This window comes from Streptomyces sp. NPDC096132, assembly GCF_044763345.1.
Lineage (GTDB): Bacteria > Actinomycetota > Actinomycetes > Streptomycetales > Streptomycetaceae > Streptomyces.
Genome location: NZ_JBIWGA010000050.1, coordinates 16,510 through 37,919, shown reverse-complemented (window position 1 = coordinate 37,919; position 21,410 = coordinate 16,510). Strand labels below are relative to the sequence as shown.

General features: G+C 68.9%; 19 protein-coding genes and 4 pseudogenes. 11 read left to right on the top strand and 12 right to left on the bottom strand.

From position 1 onward, the window contains the following. The 8 genes and pseudogenes from ACIRF9_RS49950 to ACIRF9_RS49915 form a co-directional block, all read right to left on the bottom strand. Positions 1-150: transposase (locus ACIRF9_RS49950; RefSeq protein ID WP_403837067.1), on the bottom strand; the 150-nt coding region annotated here is incomplete at its 3' end. Between the two features lie 388 nt (positions 151-538). Beyond that, the gene (locus ACIRF9_RS49945; RefSeq protein ID WP_403837062.1) at positions 539-1,702 is read right to left on the bottom strand and encodes an IS4 family transposase; all 1,164 of its coding nucleotides are present in this window, start codon (positions 1,700-1,702) and stop codon (positions 539-541) included. Between the two features lie 42 nt (positions 1,703-1,744). Further along, entirely contained in the window at positions 1,745-2,353 is a 609-nt protein-coding gene (locus ACIRF9_RS49940; RefSeq protein WP_403837061.1) for a CoA transferase, read from the bottom strand. A gap of 151 nt (positions 2,354-2,504) precedes the next feature. Next, positions 2,505-2,912, bottom strand: a complete 408-nt coding sequence (locus tag ACIRF9_RS49935) for an RICIN domain-containing protein (RefSeq protein WP_403837066.1) — start codon at positions 2,910-2,912, stop codon at positions 2,505-2,507. A gap of 12 nt (positions 2,913-2,924) precedes the next feature. Beyond that, positions 2,925-4,271: pseudogene (locus ACIRF9_RS49930) on the bottom strand (jacalin-like lectin); the annotation flags it as partial. 538 nt (positions 4,272-4,809) lie between these two features. After that, entirely contained in the window at positions 4,810-5,772 is a 963-nt protein-coding gene (locus ACIRF9_RS49925) for a fumarylacetoacetate hydrolase family protein (RefSeq protein ID WP_403837060.1), read from the bottom strand. A gap of 2 nt (positions 5,773-5,774) precedes the next feature. Further along, a complete protein-coding gene (locus ACIRF9_RS49920; protein ID WP_403837059.1) occupies positions 5,775-6,146 on the bottom strand; it encodes a hypothetical protein in 372 nt (123 codons plus the stop codon). A gap of 289 nt (positions 6,147-6,435) precedes the next feature. Beyond that, a complete protein-coding gene (locus ACIRF9_RS49915) occupies positions 6,436-7,389 on the bottom strand; it encodes an MBL fold metallo-hydrolase (RefSeq protein WP_403837058.1) in 954 nt (317 codons plus the stop codon). Between the two features lie 147 nt (positions 7,390-7,536). Between ACIRF9_RS49915 and ACIRF9_RS49910 the strand changes: the two genes are divergently transcribed. The 7 genes from ACIRF9_RS49910 (at position 7,537) to ACIRF9_RS49880 (ending at position 14,294) form a co-directional block, all read left to right on the top strand. Beyond that, the gene (locus tag ACIRF9_RS49910; RefSeq protein ID WP_403837057.1) at positions 7,537-8,145 is read left to right on the top strand and encodes a TetR/AcrR family transcriptional regulator; all 609 of its coding nucleotides are present in this window, start codon (positions 7,537-7,539) and stop codon (positions 8,143-8,145) included. A gap of 545 nt (positions 8,146-8,690) precedes the next feature. After that, positions 8,691-9,881: an ABC transporter substrate-binding protein gene (locus ACIRF9_RS49905; protein WP_403837056.1), complete on the top strand. Its 1,191-nt coding sequence runs from the start codon at positions 8,691-8,693 to the stop codon at positions 9,879-9,881. After that, positions 9,878-10,648 carry an ABC transporter ATP-binding protein gene (locus ACIRF9_RS49900; protein WP_403837055.1) on the top strand — a complete coding sequence of 257 codons (771 nt, stop codon included), beginning with the start codon at positions 9,878-9,880 and terminating at the stop codon, positions 10,646-10,648. Before ACIRF9_RS49905 ends, ACIRF9_RS49900 begins: the two co-directional genes overlap by 4 nt. Further along, entirely contained in the window at positions 10,645-11,427 is a 783-nt protein-coding gene (locus tag ACIRF9_RS49895; protein ID WP_403837054.1) for an ABC transporter ATP-binding protein, read from the top strand. Before ACIRF9_RS49900 ends, ACIRF9_RS49895 begins: the two co-directional genes overlap by 4 nt. Further along, the gene (locus tag ACIRF9_RS49890; protein WP_403837053.1) at positions 11,424-12,284 is read left to right on the top strand and encodes a branched-chain amino acid ABC transporter permease; all 861 of its coding nucleotides are present in this window, start codon (positions 11,424-11,426) and stop codon (positions 12,282-12,284) included. The genes ACIRF9_RS49895 and ACIRF9_RS49890 overlap by 4 nt, the downstream gene beginning before the upstream one ends. A gap of 196 nt (positions 12,285-12,480) precedes the next feature. Then, the gene (locus ACIRF9_RS49885) at positions 12,481-13,485 is read left to right on the top strand and encodes a branched-chain amino acid ABC transporter permease (RefSeq protein ID WP_403837052.1); all 1,005 of its coding nucleotides are present in this window, start codon (positions 12,481-12,483) and stop codon (positions 13,483-13,485) included. A gap of 155 nt (positions 13,486-13,640) precedes the next feature. Continuing rightward, a complete protein-coding gene (locus ACIRF9_RS49880; RefSeq protein ID WP_403837051.1) occupies positions 13,641-14,294 on the top strand; it encodes a TetR/AcrR family transcriptional regulator in 654 nt (217 codons plus the stop codon). A 167-nt stretch (positions 14,295-14,461) separates the two neighbouring features. On the opposite strand, the gene ACIRF9_RS49875 is transcribed toward ACIRF9_RS49880, so the two are convergent. Beyond that, positions 14,462-14,962 (bottom strand): oligopeptide/dipeptide ABC transporter ATP-binding protein, encoded by a 501-nt coding sequence (locus tag ACIRF9_RS49875; RefSeq protein ID WP_403837065.1) that lies wholly within the window; start codon positions 14,960-14,962, stop codon positions 14,462-14,464. On the opposite strand from ACIRF9_RS49875, the gene ACIRF9_RS49870 reads away from it, so the two are divergent. Together ACIRF9_RS49870 and ACIRF9_RS49865 are read left to right on the top strand one after the other, a co-directional pair. Then, positions 14,852-15,244 carry a hypothetical protein gene (locus ACIRF9_RS49870; protein WP_403837068.1) on the top strand — a complete coding sequence of 131 codons (393 nt, stop codon included), beginning with the start codon at positions 14,852-14,854 and terminating at the stop codon, positions 15,242-15,244. The two genes, ACIRF9_RS49875 and ACIRF9_RS49870, sit on opposite strands and share 111 nt — an antisense overlap. Before the next feature lie 192 nt (positions 15,245-15,436). After that, positions 15,437-16,465, top strand: a pseudogene (locus tag ACIRF9_RS49865) (IS110 family transposase); the annotation flags it as partial. Here the strand turns inward: ACIRF9_RS49865 and ACIRF9_RS49860 are convergent. From ACIRF9_RS49860 to ACIRF9_RS49850, 3 genes and pseudogenes are all read right to left on the bottom strand, one after another. Further along, a pseudogene (locus tag ACIRF9_RS49860) lies at positions 16,415-16,699 on the bottom strand (transposase); the annotation flags it as partial. The pseudogenes ACIRF9_RS49865 and ACIRF9_RS49860 sit on opposite strands and share 51 nt — an antisense overlap. A 279-nt stretch (positions 16,700-16,978) precedes the next feature. After that, positions 16,979-17,942: pseudogene (locus ACIRF9_RS49855) on the bottom strand (zinc-dependent alcohol dehydrogenase family protein). Between the two features lie 226 nt (positions 17,943-18,168). Beyond that, positions 18,169-19,704, bottom strand: a complete 1,536-nt coding sequence (locus tag ACIRF9_RS49850) for a flavin-containing monooxygenase (RefSeq protein ID WP_403837050.1) — start codon at positions 19,702-19,704, stop codon at positions 18,169-18,171. Between the two features lie 238 nt (positions 19,705-19,942). On the opposite strand from ACIRF9_RS49850, the gene ACIRF9_RS49845 reads away from it, so the two are divergent. Together ACIRF9_RS49845 and ACIRF9_RS49840 are read left to right on the top strand one after the other, a co-directional pair. Beyond that, on the top strand, positions 19,943-20,482 hold the full coding sequence (locus ACIRF9_RS49845) for a TetR/AcrR family transcriptional regulator (protein WP_403837049.1): 540 nt from the start codon (positions 19,943-19,945) through the stop codon (positions 20,480-20,482). A 393-nt stretch (positions 20,483-20,875) separates the two neighbouring features. Then, positions 20,876-21,373, top strand: coding sequence for a DUF6196 family protein (locus ACIRF9_RS49840; protein WP_403837048.1), 498 nt, complete (start codon positions 20,876-20,878; stop codon positions 21,371-21,373). The last annotated feature ends 37 nt before the right edge of the window (positions 21,374-21,410 follow it).

Here is a 21,410-nt window from a genome sequence, read left to right as displayed (position 1 = left end):
CTTGTCGAAGACGGCCCGCAGCTTCGGCTCGCTGTTGGGCAGCTGCTTGTCGAAGACCTTCTTCCCTGCCGGAGTCAGCCCGCGCCCGTGATGGGTGCTCTTGCCGACGTCCAGGCCGAGGAAGACACCCACGTCGTCGATGTCGTCCAACCCATCCTCCCGAGCGGGGTTCGTGCGGTGCTGGCCAGGGCGTTGGCGTCGTTTGCGCGCATCCACGTTATGCAGACCTGCCGCCCGCGAGCGGCCGGGCGTTGCGCCGGGCCAGGCGGTAGTCGGACCTCTCATCAGCGTCTCCAACGGCGCCTCTCGGGCCCGGTGACACCACCCCCCAGGTCATGCGTTCCAATGCCGTTGCCTTTGGGGTCACTGCCATCTGTGGTTCAGGGCGATGGTGACGGCTGGTCGGCGCTGGCTGGCGGGTTCATCGGGGGCCTTGCTGCTGAACGGGGTGATGCACGATTTGAGCTTCCGGGGGCAGTCTCGCGACCGTCGTCGGGGCAGTAAGGCCCTGGTGATCTCGGCGAGGCCGAGGCGACGGTCACGTCTGCGTGCCGAGGGGGGAAAAGCCGGTCGGTGCGATCACCGACCGGCGGACGACGTGCAGGGCTCGAGTAAACGAAGTCCGGTCCGCTGTGCACCGCGCGATGCGGGCAGCCTCGACGAGCAGGTCCCGGGTGGCGTGGTGCACGATCAGGTGGGCGAAGATCTCTTGCCGAATGCCGTCCGGAGTCTGTGAGCGCAGGACGGGTCTGTCGCGCTGGTGGGTCTTGATCTCGTCGAATACGAGCTCGATCTCCCAGCGTCGTGCGTAGAGTTCGGCAAGCTCGGAGGCCGGGTACTTCTCGTGGTCCAGGAGGCTGGTGATCAGCCGGATAACCTCGGCCTGGCCGTCGATCCGGTACTCGACCACCCGCACCAGGACCGGCGGGGCTTTGAGGGTCCCGGTCGCTTTGCTGTGCTTGTTCGCCTCGATTCGGGCCAAATAGCTTCCGTCCGCCAGGACGTCTTCGACCCTGCGGGCCATCCGGCGGTCCGTCCGCCACAGTAGATGGGCGCCGCGGTCTCGAAGCCGGTGCCAGCGGGCCAGGCCCCAGAATCCGCGATCGGCCAGCAGCAACGTGCCGTCGCCGACATGACGCTCCAGCTGGTCAGACACGATCCGCTCAGAGTCCTTCCAGCCGCCGATCACCGCATCCAGCACCGCGTGCGATGAGCATTCCGCCACGGCGACCATCCGTGCCATCGGATAGCCCATAGGGCTGCGCTGAGAACCGCATTTGCCGAACACCTCCCGGTTGCCGGCCGAGTCGGGCACCGCCAGCAACATTCCGTCCACAGCCAGAACACGCAGGCCGTGGAAGAACTCCTGGCCCTGCCCCAGGGGGCGCGTCATCGCGTGGAAGAGGTCGCGCATCACCGCCCACCCCAGTCTCTGCCTGGCCCTGGTCAGGGACGACTTGTTCACTCCCGACCACGGCCGCAAGCCCGGTTCGCCCGCCTTCAACAGCCGCAGGACTTCCAGGTAATCGACCCGCGGGAACAGACACAACGCGAGGACGAAGTACACCGTGAATCGAGCCGACAGCAGGCGACGGCGCTTCTCACCGCACCCCGCCGCACCTACAACCCGGTCCACCAGCTCAGGCGGGCACGACCGGGTCAAAATACCCAACCCCAGCCGCTCCAGACGCGAGACCAACACGAATGGCCCAACGCCCTGCCGGCCCCAAAGGCAACGGCATTGTCATGCGTTCGACAGGGGGGACCAGCCATGCCGGGCCCGGAGGCCAGCGGTCCTCTTGCAGGACCGCGAAGAAGATAACGGGGGTCGGGAGAGTCGTGGTGCCGGGGCGGACCGGCGTGTGGCCGCGACCTCGGTGAAGGTGCCGCGGACGGCGTTGTGCGGGTGGTGGTGGGCTTCGAAGAGGCTCAGGACCGGGGTGAGGCAGGCGGACTCGAAGATCTCCACCCACGCGTCCCGGCCGCGGGTGGCGAACGCCCTGGTCAGGCGTTCGCTCAGCTCGGGCCAGCCGTCCGGGTCGAGCTGCGGGGGGAGAGACCTTCGGGAGTGAGGCCGAGTAGTTCCAGCGTACGGGACCAGAACTGCGGCTCGATCGCTCCGACGGCGATGCAGCGGCCGTCGACGCAGGCGTACGTACGGTGGAAGAAGCGGGGCGGAGCCGTCGAGAAGGTTCCCGCCTCGCTCCTCGCGCCACGGTCCGCGGACATACGGACCGTGCAGGATGCCGATGATCAGGGCGGCGCCCTCGGTCATCGCCGTGTCGACGACCTGGCCGCGACCGGGCCGCTCCCGTTTCCACCCGGCGGCCGGGATGCCGACGGTCACCAGCATCCCGCCGCCGCAGTCGGCGACGTGGTTCGGCGGTGGCGGGGGAGGGCCGTCGGCCGGGCCGTGGGGTTCCAGGTCGAGACGGACGCCGGGCCCGATGCCGAGCCGCTCGCACGATTCTCCGAGCCGAGCGCCTCCCACCGCCGAGGGCGAGCTATGGCCGTGTCTGCCACTGTTGGCAGTGGTTGTTGAGCCATGACCAGAGGCGGACGTCGGTTCCGTCGGTGCTCGCGCAGTTCGCCACGTCGGCGACTTTGCCGCTGTTGGGGTTCTGCAGTCGCAGCCACCCGCTGTCGGTGTCGGTGAGCGACCAGCGCTGGCAGGCGTTGTCCAGCCATGCCCACTGGAGGATGCCGGTGCCGTCGGAGGTGCCGCAGGAGGTGACGTCGAGCACCTTGTTGCTGACCGTGCTGACGATCCGGCTGGTGCCGTCGCCCAGGGGTTCGATGCGCCAGCGCTGGTTGGCGCCGCCGTGGCATGTCCAGAGCTGGACGTTCGCCCCGTCATCGGCCGACCAGCCGTTCACGTCGAGGCACTTGCCGGTGGCCCGGTTCACCAGCATGAAGTCGTTCGGAGTGTAGATGAAGCCGATCTTGTCGATCTCGTCGCCGGTGCGCCCGTGGAAACCGGCTATCTGCCAGCCCGAGGGTGCGCTGCGGGTGACGCAGTCCGACGTAGTGGAGCCGCCGGCGAGGGTGCGGCCGAGGCTGGTGGTGAACCTCGCGTAGAAGATCCGTGTGTGGTCGTTGTGTTTGGCCCGGCACAGGTATGCGCTGGTCACAAACTCGGTGCTGCCCAGGGTCAGTGACGAGGCCGTGCCCCCGGTTCCGCCGTGGGTGAGCGTCGTTCCGTTGCTCAGTGTCACCGCGACCTGGTCGACCCTTGAGCCGGCGCGCAGTGAGATCGTGGTGGCCTGGGCGCCCCACGGCACGCTGTTGACGTCGGTGAAGTAGTCGCCGTGGGGGCCGCCGAACTGGTCGCTGAACTGGAAGGCGGGGTTCGTCCTCCAGCTGAAGGACGCGGTGATCGGGTCGTGGTCGGAGAGCATGAGGCTGGTTCCGGACTCCAGGAACTTGGCGTGCTCGTTGTTGTAGCTTGTCGAGTCGAGGGTGACGAACCTGCTGCCACGGTAGAGGATCTTGTCGACGACCTCGCAGGTGTTGGGCACGGTGGCGCCGGTCTGGTCGCAGACGAGCGCGGCGCTGCCCTTGGCGGGGGCCACTCCGCCGCGGATGTTCTTCACCCAGGCGTCGGTGAGGCCGTTGGCCGCGACGAACTCGGCGATGGTGTCGCCGGAGCGGGTGTAGCGGGTGTTGGTGTCGCCCATCACCACAACGGCGTTGCCCGCGGAGTGGGACTGGATGAATTCGGTCAGCTGGCTGAGGTTGTCCGCGCGTGAGGCCAGGTCGCCGTCGCTGGTGCCGGCGTTGGTGTGCAGGTTGTAGAAGTCGACGTAGACGCCTTCGGCGAGGCGTTCCCGCATGAAGGTGAATCCCTTGGGGGTCAGGCAGTCGCCGGAATCCCACTGGCAGGAGTCCCAGCCGACGCGCTCGAAGTCGTCGCTGTCATAGGAGATCTTCGAGAGGGTGTTGAGCCCGTCGCCGATGCCGGCGCCGCCGCTGGTGGGGGTGCGGTAGGCGTGGTTGGCGTCACCGGCGTACAGATAGGCGTGGTAGTTGAAGTCCTCCTGGACCTGGACGATGTCGTACGGCGCGATCCGCTGACCGATCGCCGTCGTGGAAGTCTCCCGGTCGGTCGACGCGCTGGACAGGATCTCCGGAAGTCCGGCGACGTTGTAGGACAGTACGCTGAACGAGCCGGAATCCGCTGCGGTGGCGGGGGATGCCGTGGCGATGGCCACACCGGCCATACCGGCGAGCACGAGGGCTCCTGTCGCCAAGCAGGAGAGAAGTCTTCGCATCGATGTCTCCTCGGTGATGCGTGAAGGTGCCGGAGGGTGTTCATGTTCGGGGCATGCCAAGTTTGGGCGGGCTCATTGGGCATGCGGTGTACCCCGCCGAAGGCGCTGCTGGGGGAAGAGGGGTTGTGGAGGCTTGCCTGCTCTGTGGGGAGGGCGGGTGCGGTGTGACTGTACTCGCGGGTAGCTCTTGTTGTAAGCGCTTGTGGATGTCCTCTTGGGACTCACAGGAAACGTGCGCGGTCGGAGAGTGAGTGCCGAGTTCAACGGGGACCACGTCCATGTGCTCGTTGAGCAACCCGCCGAAGACCGCCCTTTCCCAGCTGGTGAACAGCCTCAACGGCGTCAGCTCCCGGTGTCCGCGAGCCGAGAACACCGGCCGGATCAACCGGATCGGTGCGGGGCGGTCTTCCGGCTTCGGGCCCAGGGGCGCGTTCCTGCCCGGCCTGAAGGCCGGGATTCCCTGCGAAGAGCAAGGGACGGATCCGGCCCGCAGGGCACACGTGCGATCCGGCCCGGCCGCGGGATGATGTCCCGTCGACTACGTGACAGGCTTGACATGCCTGGCGCGCGGCACTGGTACGGGCACCGGCCGTGTGCTCTCGACGACGGTGTTGCTGATGGTGCCGATGCCTTCCACCGTCATGGTGACCGTGTCGCCGGGGACGAGTGGCGGTGGGTACAGCTTGCCCTTGCGGCCCCAGAATTCCGCGAGGCAGCCGTTGCCGCAGGTGCCGGAGCCGAGGACGTCGCCTGGGCGTACCTCGGTGCCTCGGGAGGCGTACGCGGTCATCTCCTCGAAGGTCCATGCCATGTTGGCCAGCGTGTCCCAGCCGATGGTGCGGCCGTTGACCTCGACACGGAGCCTGAGCGTCAGGCGGTCCTCACTGTCGCGGTGGGCGTCGAGTTCGTCGGCGGTGACGAGCCAGGGGCCGAGGGTGGTGGCGGAGTCCTTTCCCTTGGCGGGGCCGAGTTTGACGCGCATCTCGAAGCCCTGGAGGTCGCGTGCGGACCAGTCGTTGAGGACGGTGTAGCCGAGGATGTGCTCACGTGCCTGTTCCGGGGTGAGGTCGCGGCCCTGCTTGCCGATGACGGCGGCGACCTCCAGTTCGAAGTCGAGGCGTTGGCAGCCGGGTGGTACGGGGACGTCGTCGTGCGCTCCGATGACGGAGTAGGGGTTGGTGAAGTAGAAGGCGGGCTGGGCGTACCACTCGTACGGGACAGGGTCGCCGTATCCCTCGGCGATGCCTTCCACATGCTGCTCGAAGGTCATGAAGTCGCGGATGGTGGGGGGCTGGAGAGGGGGCAGCAGGCGGACGTCCCCGAGGGCGATGGGGGTCGCTGTGCCGAGTGCTTGTGTTCCGGCCTGGCGCAGTGCGTGCTCGCCCTTCTCGATGAGCCGCAGCAGGGTGGTGCCGGCGGGGAAGGGGTGGATCGTGTCGCCGGTGGGTGACAGGATCCCGGAGTGCCGTGCTCCGTCGTGTTCGAAGGTCGCGAATCGCATGTTCAGTTCCCGGTGGTGTCGGGGAGTCGGGTGGTCTGGGGCTTGAGGCCGATGTACTTCGCCGAGATGACGGCCGCGACGAGGCACGCGCACGCGGTGACCAGGAGCCCGGTGTTGTAGCCGTCGGCGAGGGCCCGTTCGGTGATCGAGGCGATCTTCGTGCTGAGCGGCCCGAGTTCGGCGGTGTGCAGGGGAATGGGGCCGCCTTCGGAGAGCACGGGCTCGGCGGTGCCGTGGTCGGCGGGGGTGAGGCCCGCGCCGTTGAGGTGCGAGGTGATCTGTGTGGCGGCGAGGCTGAGCGTGAGGGCGCTGACGATGGCGGGGCCGAGGGTCTGGCCGGGGGCGCGGACCGGGCTGGTGGTGGCCCCGGCCATGCCGGTCAGCTTCGGTGGGACGGTATTGACGGCGGCGGTGAGGGCCGCGACGACCAGTCCGAAGCCGAAGCCGAAGCCGAAGCCGTCGAGGACCAGCGGCCCGAGCAGCGGGACGAGGCCGTGCTCGTCGACAGGCAGACGGCCAGGCAGCCCGCGATCAGCGTGCCGGTGTGGTGTGCGGGCGTGCTGGTGGCCGTCGGCACGGCGCGTGGTCGGGCGGAGCTGGAGACCATGTCTTCTCCTCGGGCAGGGAGCCCCGTGCGGTACGGGGGGTGGCTCGGGGGAGGGTTCAGAACGAGATGCGGGGACAGGCGAGGTCGGCCATACAGCCGAACAGCTGGGGGCCGTCCAACAGCGCGAGATCCGGGTCGAGTTCGCGGTAGACGGTGTGGACGTTCACGGCGAGGCGTTCACTCTCGGCAAGGCCGGTGAAGGAACCGAGGGGGATGTCGCGGGCGGCTTCCCGCGGACTCATGCCGACGGCATGGCGGGCACTGGCCTGCTCGTGCACGTACTCCAGGTAGGCGCGTGTCGCACGCACTGCGGCCCTGGTGGTGACGGGGCCGTGGCCGGGCACGATGGTCTCGGCGCCGAGGCCGAGGATCAGGTCGCAGGCGGCGACCCAGTTGTCGAACGGTCCGTGCCACACCACCGGGGTCGCCCCGGCGAAGACGATGTCCCCGGTGTACACGGTCCGGGCGTCCGGTACGTGGACGATCGTGTCTCCGGCGGTGTGCGCGGGGCCCACGTCGATGAGGCGTACACAGGTGCCGCCGATGTCGAGAGACAGTTCCCGTTCGAAGGTCCGGCTCGGCAGGACAGGGTGGATCGCGGTGAAGTCGAAGCCGTCGAAGATCCGCCGGGCGAAGCGACCGGACGGGGTGTCGGGAGCCATCAGACGGGTCATGTCCGTGGGCTGCACCTGGCGCATGTCGGCGAGCGAAGCGTGCGAGGCGACGATCTCGGTGTCCTCGACCAGCTGGTTCCCGAACCAGTGGTCGCCGTTGCCATGGGTGTTGACCACGGTGGTGATCGGGGCACGCGCGGTCACGGCCGCGAATCCGTCGAGCATCCGTGAGGTCCGGCGCAGGTCGTAGAGCGTGTCGACGAGCAGCGACGCCCCACGGCCCGCGACCAGTCCCGCGTTGCTCATGCCCCACCCCCCTGCCGTCTGCTGCCACAGATGGCAGCCGCCGCGCAGACGGACGTGCTGCGCGTCAGCGATGGTGCGGTCGGAAGCCACGCTGCCTCCTGGTGAGGGTTGGGCGATCAAAGGAGTCGGGCTCAAGCTCTCATCAATGAATGGATCCCAGTCCATTAACGATCTGGAATCTAATGATGTGCCTGGCGGGCGGTCAAGAGCGCAGGGGGACGTGATATGTGTGAGGTCATGACGAGCCCGGAAGTGCACACCGCCGGCACCGGCCGCAGGGAACGCAAGCGGCAGCAGGTGCGCGATCAGCTCTACCGCGTCGCGATCGGCCTGTTCGCGCGGCAAGGCTACGAGGCCACGACGATGGACCACATCGCGGAGCGCGCGGACGTGGCACGGGCCACAGTCTTCAATCACTTCACGCAGAAGACCGGCTTCCTGGAGGAATGGGGCGCCAGGCGACGGGCTCGGGTGCTGGAGATCCTGCGGCAGGAGCACGCGGAGGACCTGCCGGTGGGGGAGCGGCTGCGGCGCTACATCGGGGAGATGGCGACCCTGAACATCGAGTCCCGGCCCGAGACGGCTGTGCTGATGGAGGCGTCGGCGCGTTTCGGTCGGCTGCTGAGGGACCCCACCCCTGAGCGGGAACTGGCCCGGATCATCGAGGACGGCGTGAAGAAGGGGGAAGTGCGGGCAGGGGTGGACCCCGGAGAAGTGGGTTCGCTGATTTCGGCAGGCTACTTCGCGGGTGTCCTGCGCTGGACGGCCACCGAGCCGGAACCGTTCGACCTGCGCGGGCGGCTCGACCGCATGCTCGACATCGTGCTGGACGGAGTTCTGGTCTGAGCTGTAGCTCGTCCGAACCCGGCGCCACGCCGGGGCGGCCTGCCCGCTGATGATCGCTCCGTCGCCCGTGCGATGTCGGCGGATGGCCCGTTCCGCAGCGCACCGCCGGGGCGGGTGCGGGACCGGAGGGGGTGGGCCGTGGCGCGGCCCGCCGGCGGACCGGTCGGGGTTGCGTGTCGGTCCTCGACGGGGCGTGAGGCCGTCGGCGCGCTTCGGTGCGGTGTAAGCGGTGTGGCGCCGCAGGGTCGGTCGGAGGCAAGGCGTGCAAGGCCTGCAGCGTGGTGCGGTCGGCGCCCCCGGCGCCGAGCATGGATTCCAATTCATTGATGGACTTACGTCTAATAAATTGCGTCCAGGTCATTGACGGTGGTCGTGGCGGGTGCCTACCTTCGAGCCGTTGGCAAGGCCGCCACTCCGCGAATGCGGGCAGGTCACCTCTCCTGTGTGTCGTCGGCCGTGCCGCCAGGGACTCTGCGTGCCCTGGCCTGGCCGACGGTTTCGTCCAGCTCGTTCCCCGCATCCGCGTTCGCATCCGGGAGACTTTCATGCGATCTTTCGTTCCTTTTGCCGCATTCGCCGCTGGTCTGGTGCTGACCGCCACGGCGTGCGGAAGCGGTTCCTCCGCCTCGGAGGGCTCCGGTCCCATCGAGGTCGGGATGATCACGTCGCTGACCGGGCAGCTCCAGACGCTCGGCTCCGAGGGTCGTAAGGCCGCCGAACTCGCCGTGGAACAGATCAACGCGGACGGAGGAGTCCTGGGGCGCGAGCTGAAGCTCACCGTCAAGGACGACAAGAGCCAGCCCGACCAGTCGGTCCTGGCCTTCAACGACTTCAAGTCGCAGGATGTCTCCGCGGTGATCGGCTCGCCCTCCTCCGGATCGGCCCTGGCGACGCTGCCCGCCGTCGACCGGGCGAAGATCCCGTACATCTCGCTCACCCCCGCCGACGAGCAGGTGGAACCCGTACACCCCTACGTCTTCGTCGTGCCGGCCCTCGCCTCCGCCTACGCCGACCGGCTCCTGCAGCACTACCAGGCCGAGGGCATCACCCGCATCGCCGTGGTCTACGACACCAAGACCGCCTACCCCACCTCCGGCTACAAGGCCATGAAGGCCAAGGCCGCCGAGTACGGCGTGGAGATCGCCCACACCGAGGAGATCGAGAACACCGCCACCGACTTCAGCGCGGTCTTCACCCACGTCAAAGGCACCGACGCCCAGGCCATGGCGGTATGGGTGACCGGCCCCGCCTCCGTCGTCCTGACCAAGCAGTACGCCGCGTCAGACCTGGACATCCCCCTCGCCTTCACCGGATCCCAGGCGAGCAAGCTGTGGCTGGACCCGGCCGGCAAGGCAGCCGAGGGCGTCACTGTGGCCAGTTCCGTGGGTGTCGTCGGCGACACGATCCCGGCCGGCAAGCAGAAGACTGCGATCGAGGAGATGACCGGCCCCTTCAAGAAGGAGCACGGCTACGAGCCGCCGCAGTTCGCGCAGGACGGCTACAGCGGCGTGAGGCTGCTCGCCGCAGCGATCGAGAAGGCCGGGAGCACCGATCCCGAGAAGATCCAGAAGGCCATGGAAGGCCTGACTCTCACCACACCGAACGGCACCTACACCTACAGCGCGAAGGACCACGCGGGCCTGACACCCGACTACATCGCGGTGAACACGGTCACCGACGGCGCCTTCGTGCCCACCGCCTGGTCGAAGGCCCAGCTGGCGAAGGTGGCCAAGTGACACAGCCACTGCTCCGGGCGACCGGTCTGGCCCGCTCGTTCGGCGGCGTCTACGCCGTCGACGGAGTGGACCTCCGGGTCGACGCCGGTCGCACGCTGGGCGTCATCGGCCCCAACGGGGCGGGGAAGTCCACCCTGTTCAACCTGGTCAGCGGCCAACTCCCGGCCGACCGGGGAGAGATCCTCCTCGACGGACGGCGGATCGACCGTCTCTCCCCCCACCGTCGGGCCCGGCTCGGCGTCGCGATCGTCTTTCAGAGCGCGCGGACCTTCCACGGGATGACCGTCCTGGAGAACGCCATGGTCGGAGCGCACGCCACCACCCGCGCCGGGTTCGCGGCCGCCGCGTTCCGGCTGCCCGTCCACCGCCGTGAGGAGCGAATGATCGCCTCCCGTGCGAGAGAGGCCGTGGTGAGAGTCGGCCTGGAGGCATGGGCGGACCGGCCGGCCGAACTGCTGCCGCTGGGACAGCAGCGCGCGCTGCAGGTGGCCCGGGCTCTGTGCGCGGAGCCCAGGCTGCTCCTGCTCGACGAACCGGCCTCCGGGCTGCGGGCCGCCGAACGCGAACAGCTCTCCCTCCTCATCGAACAACTGCGTGCCGACGGCCTGACCATGATGCTCATCGAGCACGACGTCGCGATGGTCAGCCGTCTCGCGGACCGCGTCACCGTCCTCGACCTCGGCCACGTCATAGCGGAGGGCACACCCGACGAGATCCGCCGCGACCCCCGGGTCGTCAGCGCCTACATCGGTACGGAGGCGGCATGAACACCGTCGACGCGTTGCGCCACGACGTCATCGATGTCCACGGCCTGGTCGTCCGCTACGGAGCGTCCACCGCACTGGACGGAGTCTCACTGCGGGTCGCCCCCGGCGACATGGTCGCCCTCGTCGGACCCAACGGGGCCGGGAAGTCGACTCTGGTCAACACGCTGTCCGGAATCCTTCAGCCGGCCTCCGGTTCGGTCACGGTGCGGGGCCGACTCGCCCAGGTGCCGGAAGGCAGACAGATGTTCGGCGACCTGAGCGTCGACGACAACCTCCGCCTCGGCGCCTGGTGTCTGCGCGGCAGAGGAAGGGCCCGCAGGGAGAACCGAGACACCTCGCGCGTATACGAGTTGTTGCCGGACCTGGTACGCGTACGGCACCGGAAGGCGGGCGGGCTCTCCGGGGGACAGCAGCAGATGGTCGCGGTCGGACGCGCCCTGATGAGCCGTCCCGAGGTCATCGTCATCGACGAGTTGTCCCTGGGCCTCGCACCGCTGGTCGTCACCGATCTCGCCCGCCATCTGAAACGCCTCAACAGGGAGGACGGCACGGCCGTCCTGCTCATCGAACAGAACGCGCGGCTGGCCCTGGACCTGTGCGACCGCGCCTACGTCCTGGAAGCCGGGCGGATCAGCGCGGAAGGCGACAGCGCCGACCTGGCGGCCAGCCCGGAGATGGTGCGCGCCTACCTCGGCGGCCCCGGGGAAGGCTCCGCCCCGAAGGCCACCGGCCGTGACATCCCCCGCACCGGTACCGTCCACTCTCAGGAGGGGTCATGAGCGACTTCCTCGCCTACCTCATCACCGGGCTCGGCAGTGGCTGCGCCATCGCCCTGGTGGGCAGTGGACTGGTCCTGATCCACCGGGTCACCAGGGTGGTGAACTTCGCCCAGGGAACCTTCGCCGTGCTCGGTGCCCTGACCGCCATCTCGCTGCTGGACTCCGGGCTGCCGCACGGCCTCGCGGAACTGCTCGGCATCGTGGTGGCCGCCGCCACGGGACTGCTGGCCGGCCTGGTGGCCACCGGACGCCGGGGGACCTCACCCCAGTCGGCGCTCATCATCACCCTGGGGCTGAGCATCCTGGCCTACGCCGTGGAGGTCCTGCTCTGGGGCGACCAGGGCCGGTCGTCCGAAGGACTGTCAGGGGCCGTGGAGGTGTTCGGCGCCCGTATCCAGACGCACTACCTGCTCGTCATCGGCGCGACCGCCGTGGTCTTCACCGCGCTGACCGTACTGTTCAGCGCCACGGACACCGGCAAGGCCCTGTCGGCCTGCGCCTCCAACCCCTATGCCGCCCGGGTCGTCGGCATCTCAGTCCGCAGGATGGGCCTCGCCGCCTTCACCATCGGCGGCGCCCTGGGCGGCCTGGCCGGTGTGCTTCTCGCGCCCCTGCACTCCACCGCGTTCGACTCCGATGTCGCACTGATCATCAATGGCTTCGCCGCCGCCATCGTGGGCTCGTTGCACCACATCGGACGTACCCTCTGCGGCGGCCTGCTGCTCGGTGTGGCCCAGGCCATGGTGGCGGGCTACGGCGACGCCACCTACCAGACCGTGGTGGCACTGGGCCTCGTCCTCGTCCTGCTGCTCGGCCAGGCGTCCCGGACGCGCAGTGTCATGGCGGAAGCGGGATGAAAGGTGACGCCCTGCCAGGCCCCGTTCCCGTACCCGAAAGGCAGAACACATGAACGCCGCACCTCCCGGTCGCGCGGAGCCGGCCCCGAAGCCGTCCGCAGGTCCGGACGGCACGCCCGCAGCCGCGGCCCCATCGGCACCACGATCACCCCGCGACAGCACGGCGCCCAGAAGGCTCCGGTGGCTGATCCCGGCCGTGCCCGCGGCCGTCATGACCCTGCTCCTGCCGCAGTCGCTGTCCGGCAGCGACCTGTCCGTGTACGTCCTGCTCGGCCTGTCCGCGACAGTGGCCGTCGGGCTGACCCTGCTCATGGGCTACGCGGGGCAGGTCTCCATCGGCCAGGCGTCCTTCTACGCCGTCGGCGCCTACGCCGCGGCGCTGCTGAGCACTCACGGCGTACCGCCGCTCCTGGCACTGATCGCCGCACCACTGGCCGCGGCCGTCGTCGCCGCCGCGATCGGCGGCCCCCTGCTGCGGCTGCGCGGTCATCATCTGGCGTTCGCCACCATCGCCCTGCAGCTCATCCTGCTCTCCCTGCTCGGGGACGCCGAATGGGCCGGCGGAGCCATCGGCGTCCAGAACATCCCCCACCTGTCCGTCGGCGGAACCGTACTGGACCAGGAGGCGCACTACGCCTACCTGGCCTGGGGAACGCTCGCGGTCACCGTGCTGGTCGCCCGGAACCTGGTCACCTCCCGGGTCGGACGTGCCCTGCGCGCCCTCGCCACCAGCGAGACGGCGGCGAGCTCCAGCGGGGTGCACGTAGCCAGTTTCAAACTCGCGGTGTTCACGCTCGCCGCCGCGTTCGCCGGGCTCGCCGGAGGCATCTACGCCTTCTTCATCGGATACATCAGCCCTTCCTCCTTCCCAGTGCTGCTCTCCATCCAGTTCCTCGTGATGGTCGTCGTAGGAGGCCTCGGGTCCATCCGGGGAGCCCTGGTCGGAGCCGTGACGATCACACTGCTGCTCCAGGCGCTCAACGAGATCGGCGCCATGGACGGCATGCCCGCCAACGCCCCGAGCGTGCTCAACTACGCCGTGTACGCGATCCTGCTGGTGCTGGTCGTCCTGTTCCTGCCGCGCGGCATCGTGCCCACGCTGTCCACCTGGTGGAAGGCCCGCCCCTGGGCGAGTGACGCGACCGGGCACGCGCAGGGGCGGCGGGAGCCTGCCGAGCCGCAGCCGGGGAGGCACCCGTGAGTCTTTCCGGATGCGGTCCGGAAACGCCGCCGCGATCGGACGGGACCGCGACCGAGTGCGCCGCTTCGCGGACGGCGCCACCGGTTCCCGCTCCTTCCCACGGCCGATGAGCAGAGCTGCGGCCTGCCCGAGCCGAGGGTCCGACCCAGCCGGAGGTGAACGTCATTTCTGCCCCCAACCGCCGTGAGCGCAACTGGCAGCGGATGCACGACCTGCTCTACACGACGGCGATCCACCTGTTCGTCACCCAGGGGTACGAGACGACGACCATGGACCAGATCGCCGAGCGGGCGGACGTGGCACGAGCCACGGTCTTCAACCATTTCGTCCAGAAGGTCGGCTTCCTGGAGGAGTGGGGTGCTCGGCGGCGAGTGCGGGTCGCGGAGATCCTCGGCCGGGAGCACGCGGAGGACATGCCTGTGGACGAACGACTGCGTCGCTACTTCCACGAGATGGCCGAGCTGAACACCTGCTCCCGGGAGGAGTCCATGGTCCTCATGGAAGCCTCCGCCAGGTTCGGACGCCTGTGGCAGGACCCCTCCTTGGAGAAGGATCTGGCGAACATCATCGAAGTGGGCGTGCGCCGGGGCGAGATCAGAGCGGACCTGGACCATCTCCCGACGGCGGCCCTGCTGGCGGCGGCCTACTTCTCGGTGGTCCTGCGGTGGACCACTACCGATCCTCCCCACTTCGACCTCGCTCGGCGCCTGGACCGGGTGCTGGAGCTGATCCTGACCGGGATACTAGACACTCGACCCACGCGTGTCCGGTGTGCCGACAAGGGCGGCTCCGGGACCTTTTTCCGGTGAGACCCGGAAGCAGTTCGTCGTCCGACGGCACTCACAGCACCACGGTGGTCGCGGGTCCCGACAGAGCCCGGACGTGCTCCCGCTCGCCTTCGACCTCGTGCCCTCCACCTACGAGGCGAGCGTAGGTGTCGCGGAGGAGCTCACCCGCGGGCCGGGCGGCCCGCCCGTCACCGGCGCGAGCCGTCACACGCGGTGTCGGCACCCCGCGCTGAGGGCATTGCCGCAGTGGTCAGCAGATCCGGCGGTATGCCTGTCCGGGGAGGTAAGCGGTCCAGTCTGTACGGGTCAGGGTCGTGGCGGCCGGGTGACAGATCTGGCGGACGGCCTCGTCCGGGGTAAGGGCGTGCCTTTGCGTCGGCACGTGCGGGCTCCCCGCGGACAGGACGGTGTCGCCGGGGCCGAATACCAGGCAGAAAATCGTCTCGCCCGGAGTGCAGATGCGGTGCCTGCTGTTCACATGCTGCGGTGGCGTACGGACAGCGGTCGGCGAAGCGGCATCCGGTGGGCCACTTCCCGAGTGGCGGCACGGTGCCCGGGACGGTGGTCAGGAAAGTGCCGTGGACCGCGTGCTCGGGGGAGGCGGCACGCAGAGCGCGCGTGTAGGGATGCGCCGGGGAGGTGAGGACCTGCTCCACCTCGCCGCGTTCGACGACCTGCCCGGCGTACATGACCACCGCCCGGTCGCACAGATCGGCCACCACGCCCAGGTCGTGGGTGACGAGGACGACGGCCATGCCGAGCCGGTCGCACAGGGACCGCAGCAGGTCGAGGATCTGGGCCTGGACGGTGACGTCGAGCGCGGTGGTCGGTTCGTCGGCGATCAGCAGATCGGGTTCGCCCGAGAGGGCCAGCGCGATGCACACGCGCTGCGGAGCAGCGGCACGCGGCCCTGCCCATTACCTTCTTCCGTGGAGCCCGGTTCGGGCTCGTGGCCTTCGGGTCCGGTATGATTCCTTGCCCCTGTCCTTGATGATCCGGGGGTGCTGTCGCCGGTCCCGGTGGCACCGGATGGTCGCTGATGGAAGCGTGTCCGCCGACCGGCAGGGCTGCGTAATGTGGCTGCCGATCTCCGGTGCCCGGGCGGGCCACCGGCGGTGACTCCGGGGAGGGAATGCCCGGTGACCAGCAACGACTTCACCTCGATCGATGTCTTCTGTGCCCTGGACGTCGGCAAGACCGCCCATCACGGCACGGCCCTGCTACGCGATGGCCGTACGACCTTCGACAAACCACTGCCCAACGGCGAGCCCCAGCTGCGCGAGCTGTTCACCCGCCTCCAGCGCAAGGGGAAGGTCCTGGTCGTGGTCGACCAGCCGGCCTCCATCGGCACCCTGGCGGTCACCGTCGCCCGCGCCAGCGGATGCGACGTCGCCTACCTGCCCGGCCTGTCGATGCGCCGGCTCGCCGATCTGCACCCCGGCACGGGCAAGACCGACGCCCGCGACGCCTACGTCATCGCCGACGCCGCCCGCACCGTGCCCCATCTGCTGCACTCCATCGAGGCCGACGAGAGCGTGCGGGCCGAACTGACCATGGTCCTGGGCCACGACGACGACCTCGCCCAGGACGCCACCCGCACCTCCAACCGGCTCCGCGGCCTGCTCACCTCCATCCACCCCGCCCTCGAACGCGTCCTGGGACCCCGCCTGTGCCACCCGGCCGTCCTGGCCCTGCTGCAGGCTTATGGCTCCCCCGCCCAGCTGGCCCAGGCCGGCACCGAGCAGATCACGCAGGTCATGCTCCAGACCGCCCCGCGCATGCGCAGCGCCCACACCCTCGCCGAGCAGATCACCACCGCCCTGGCCGAGCAGACCGTCACGGTCCCCGGCACCGCCTCGGCAGGAGAGATCGTCTCCGGCCTGGCCGAAGCCCTCGCCGTCCTCCTCAAACGCCGTGAGAACCTCGAGACACGCATCGCCGCCCTGCTGGAGGCCCACCCTCTCGCGAAGGTCCTGACCTCCATGCCCGGGGTCGCGGTCAGGACCGGTGCCCGCATCCTGGCCGAGGTCGGCGACGCCGCCGCATTCCCCACCGCCGCCCACCTGGCCTCCTACGCGGGACTGACCCCCACCACACGCCGCTCCGGGACCTCCATCCGGGGCGAAGGACCGCCCCGCGGCGGCAACAAGATGCATGGCCAGGCCGGGCAGGTAGGCGACCCGGCAGCCCGCGTCCCGGGCCATGGTCAGGGGGAGAGCACCGATCGAGGCGGGCTGGTCCACGATCACCAGCACGGTGCCGAACTTCGCGGTCAGCCTGTCGAACACCGCCCGCAGTTTCGGCCCGCTGTTGGGCATGGCCTTGTCGAAGACCTTCTTGCCGGCCGGGGTGAGCCCGTGCCCGTGGTGGGCGCTCTTGCCGACGTCCAGGCCGAGGAAGACGCCCACACTGCTGATGTCGAACATCGCACCCTTCCAGAAGAGTTGAACGGTGCCGGCCTCGGCAGTGGTGTCGTACGCGCGCATCCACGTTATGCAGACCTGCCGCCCGCGAGCTGTCCGGCATTGCGCCGGACCGGGCGGTGGCCGGACCTCTCATCAGCGTCTCCGACGACACCTCCCGGGCCTGGTGACACCACCCCTCAGGTCATCCGTGCGACAGGGGGACACAGTCATGCCGGGCTCGGAGGCCAGCGGCCCTCTTGCAGGACCGCGGAAAACATAACTCGGGGGCCGATCTGTGGGTCACGGGCGGATGAGGACCTTGATGGCTCGGCGTTCGTCCATGGCCTTGTAGGCGGCGGGGATGGCGGAGAGGGGCATCTCCATGTCGAAGACGCGTCCGGGCCGGAGGGTGCCGTTGAGGACCTCCGGCAGGAGCTCCTCGATGTAGCTGCGGACGGGTGCGACGCCGCCTCGGACACCGACGTTTGTATCGAACATTTGGCCGACCGGGAGTTCGGGGCCTGGCGTTGGGCACGCCGACGAAGCCGACCTGGCAGCCGGGGCGTGCCGAGCGCAGCGCCTGATCCATGGACTCCTTGGTGCCGACGCACTCCAGGACGACGTCCGGGCCGATGCCGTCGAACATCTCCTTGAGCTTGGTGATGCCGTCGTCGCCCCGCTCGGGGATGATGTCCGTGGCGCCGAATTCGCGGGCCAGGGCCTGGCGGTCGGTGTGCCGGGACATGGCGACGATGCGTGACGCGCCCAGCCGCTTGGCGGCGATGACGGCACACAGCCCGACGGCTCCGTCGCCGACCACGGCGACCGTGGAGCCCGTGCGGACGCCCCCGGAGACGGCGGCGTGGTGGCCGGTGGGCAGCACGTCCGACAGTGTCAGCAGGTCCGCGACGAGCGCGTCATCGGGCTGCCCGGACACGGGCACGAGAGTGCCGTCGGCGAGCGGGACGCGGACGCGTTCGCCCTGGCCGGCGTCTGCGAAGCCCTGGTCCTGGACCTCGGTGCCCCACAAACCGCCGTGCAGACAGTGCACGCTCCAGCCGTTGCGGCAGTTGACACAGGTGTTGTCGCAGACGTGGAACGGGGCGATCACGAAGTCGCCGGGCTTGAGGGCCTTGACGTTCTCGCCGACTTCCTCGACGACGCCGACGTACTCGTGGCCTATGCGGTGGGGCTCCTCGACCTTCTCGAAGCCGCGGTAGGGCCACAGGTCCGAACCGCAGACGCAGGAGGCGACGACGCGCACGACGGCGTCGAGCCCGCTCGCCTTCTCACCGGTCGTGAGAACCGGGTCGGGTACCTCTTCGACGCGGACGTCCCGCTCCCCGTGATGATGGCGGCGCGCATGCTTCTCCTTTGTTCGAGCGGCCTTCGCGGCTCTCTGCGGCGAAGGCGAGGCAGGGTGTTGTGCTTCACCTGTTCCGGGTGGAGGTGGCGAGCGGCTTCGGCGCCGGGGCAGCCGGCAGGAGCGATCAGTGGCGGGGCTGGTCGAATTGAGCAGACCGCGTCTCGAAGTTCTCCAGATCGAAGCGGCGCAGCAGACGACGGAATCCGATCATGCTCTTGGGCCACATGATGGTGGGCAGTTCGTCGGCGTCGAGGTACCAGCTGTGGCAGCCGCCGCGGAGCCAGACCGTCGCGCCGAGTTCGTCCTTGACCCACTTCATGTAGCGTTGTTGGGCTTCCTGGCGTGGTTCGACGGAGCCGATCCGGTGTCTGTCCATGGTGCGGAGGGCGTCCATGACGTAGGCGGTCTGTGCCTCTGCCTGCCACACCATGGATGCGTGTCCGCTTCCCGCGCCGCCGCTGCAGATGTTGAAGAAGTTCGGGAATCCGGCGACGGTGGTGCCGCCTTTGTAGAAGTGCGGCCGGCCCTTCCAGGTCTGGGCGAGTGACTGGCCGTCCCGCCCGTGGATGCGGTCGAAGACCGGTGCGTCGGTGATGTCGAAGCCGGTCGCGAAGACGACGGCGTCGACGGGGTGTTCCTCGCCGTTGGCCGCGATCACGCTCTGTTCGGTCAGTTCGCTCAGCGCGCTGTCCACCACGGTGACGTTGGGCCGGGCGAGGGCGGGCAGGTATTCGTTGGTCATGAGGATGCGCTTGCAGCCGATTTCGTAGTCCGGTGTCAGTTTGGCGCGCAGCTGCGGATCGGGCACTGTTCTGGCGAGGAACTTCCGGGCCTGGCGCTGTTGCAGTCGCCGGATGCCGGGATTGCGGCGGATCAGCCGGTAGCCGAGGGTGTCGCGCAGGGCCCACTGCTTGATCCGGTACAGGCGGGTCAGCCCCGGGAATCGGCGTAGCAGGCGCTGTTCGGCCGCGGGAATAGCCCGGTCGGGGCGTGGCAGCACCCAGCCTGGCGTCCGCTGGAGGACAACCAGGTGAGCGACGGCCTTCTGCAGTTCGGGGATGAGCTGTACCGCTGAGGCCCCGGTTCCGACGACGGCGACTCGCCGGCCGGTGAGGTCGTGCGTGTGGTCCCACCGGTTGGAGTGCATCGTCACACCCTTGAAGGCTGTCACTCCAGGCACGTCCGGCAGGGCTGGCTCGGTGAGCGGTCCCGCGCAGGCGATCAGCACGTCGGCGGTCAGATTCCTCTTACTGGTGGAGATCCGCCACAGGAGCCGGCTGTCGTCCCAGTCCGCGCGGAGCACTTCCTCCTGGTAGGAGATCTGGTGGCCGAGGAGGCGCTCGGCGGCCACCTTCCTCAGATACGCGTGTATCTGGGTCCCTTTGGAGAATGCTCGTTCCCAGTCCGGATTCGGGGCGAAGGAGAGCGAGTAGAGGTGCGAGGGAATATCGCACTGGACTCCGGGATAGGTATTGTCGCGCCATACTCCGCCCGCGGTCGAGCTGCGCTCGACGATGAGGAAATCCTCGACTCCTTGTTCCCGCAGGCGGCAGGCGATCGACAGGCCGCTGAACCCCGCGCCAATGACGGCCACCCGTACATGCCGGGCAGCCCGCGCCAGGCCGTTTGGCGTCTCTTGCTCGTTGATCTCGGTGGACATTCGGACTCCTTCGTCCTCGGGACGGGGCCTCGGACAGTCCCCCTCCCGTTTGGGTACTGCTCGGTACCGTAACAGTGGTACGGCGCGGTACCGAGTGGGTGAAGGGTAAAAAAACTGACTGCTCTCCGCCGGTTGTCCGCCTCCCGCCGTCCGGGTGGTCCGAGGGGGGCGATACTGTGGGCGGGTGCCTCCCACAGCGACTCCAGCGTCCGAGATCCGTGCCCGGGTAATGGCAGGTATGGCTGCCGCTGTTCAGCAAAAGGGGTACGCGAAGACAACAATCAGTGACATTGCCCGCCACGCGCGTGTCTCCAAGCGAACGTTCTACAGCGTCTTCCCCGACAAGGAAGCCTGCTTGCTGGCCACGTACGCGGACAACGCGCAGCGGTTGACGTCGCACGTCGAGGAGGTGCTGGCGCAACCGGGTCCGCGCCCTGAGCGGCTGGGCGCGGCTGTCGAGGCATACCTGGGCTGGTTGGCGGACCAGCCCGCCGTAACGCGCACGCACATGCTGGAGATCTATGCGGCGGGAGAGCAGGGCTTCGCGGTGCGCCGTTCAGCCCAGGTCCGGTGGGCGGACCTCATCGCGCGCTTCGTCGAGGCCGATCCCGCTCGGGATCCGTCCGCGCCCGGACTCTCCTCCGCGACCGTGTCGGCAGTGGCCGGCGGCATCGCGGAACTCGTACTCGAGCAGGTGGAACAGGGCAGGACGGCGGAGCTGCGTCGGCTCAAGGAGGACATCGTGGGATTCATCGAGATGCTTACAGGCAGCACCTGAGTCCGTGGCCCGATCCCACTGTGAGGTGCGCCAGGGCTGTGGAGGGTGCTCGCACAGGGCTAGCTGTTCTGTCCCGGGGCGCCTCGGCGAGCGGCGAGCGGTGCGGGAGAGGCCTCCGGCTGGCGCCACACGGCGCGCAGAACGGCTTGGTCGCGTAGCCGTCTCCCCCGGGGGCGGCCCGCGGATCTTGTCCTCGGCCGCGTCCCGGGAGGTCAGAAACGACACCGGCACCGTGAACCGCTGCTCGCGAAGCCGTCGGCACACCTCGAAGCCGTCCAGGTCGGGCAGCACCACGTCCGGGGCCTGCGCCGCGACCGCCTCCAGCGATACCCGCTCGCAGCAACCACCGCGTCGAAATCCGGGAGCCGCAACGCCCAGGTCGGCATCACCGCCATGGTCGCCTCGTCCTCGACCACCAGTACCCGTACGCGGGAGCCCGGCCCCGCCGTGTCCGCGGCGCCCCACGTCTACGGGAGGGCGTCGGCGAACCTCACGAACCTCGGGACGGAGGCGATCCGTTCGTTCACCGTCTTCTCCCGCGGGTTCCGACCGCCTCCGCTGGCGGCCCCACCCGCCGATCATGTGGACAGCAGAGGTTTCGCCGGCTGGCTGGGCACCCACCTCAAGGCTGAGCCAGGGCGGCGTGTTCGTCGTCCGTGGCAGCAGCCGCGTCGCGGCGGCATCTATGACCACTGGGGCTGTCCCATCGACTTCCTGGTTCAGGCCATAGCGGCCGTTAGGGCGCTGCGAGTCAGTCGACCTGCATGGCAGGCGCCGATCCATCCGCAAACGGTGAAGATCGCGATCCATGGCTGGAGTACCGGAACCTTTACACAGGTGAGAACGATGATCCTTCCCGCCAGGCCTGGATCACCAAGAGGAGAATCTTAGTAGCATTTAAAGGGAAATGTTCAGTGCCGTCATTGCC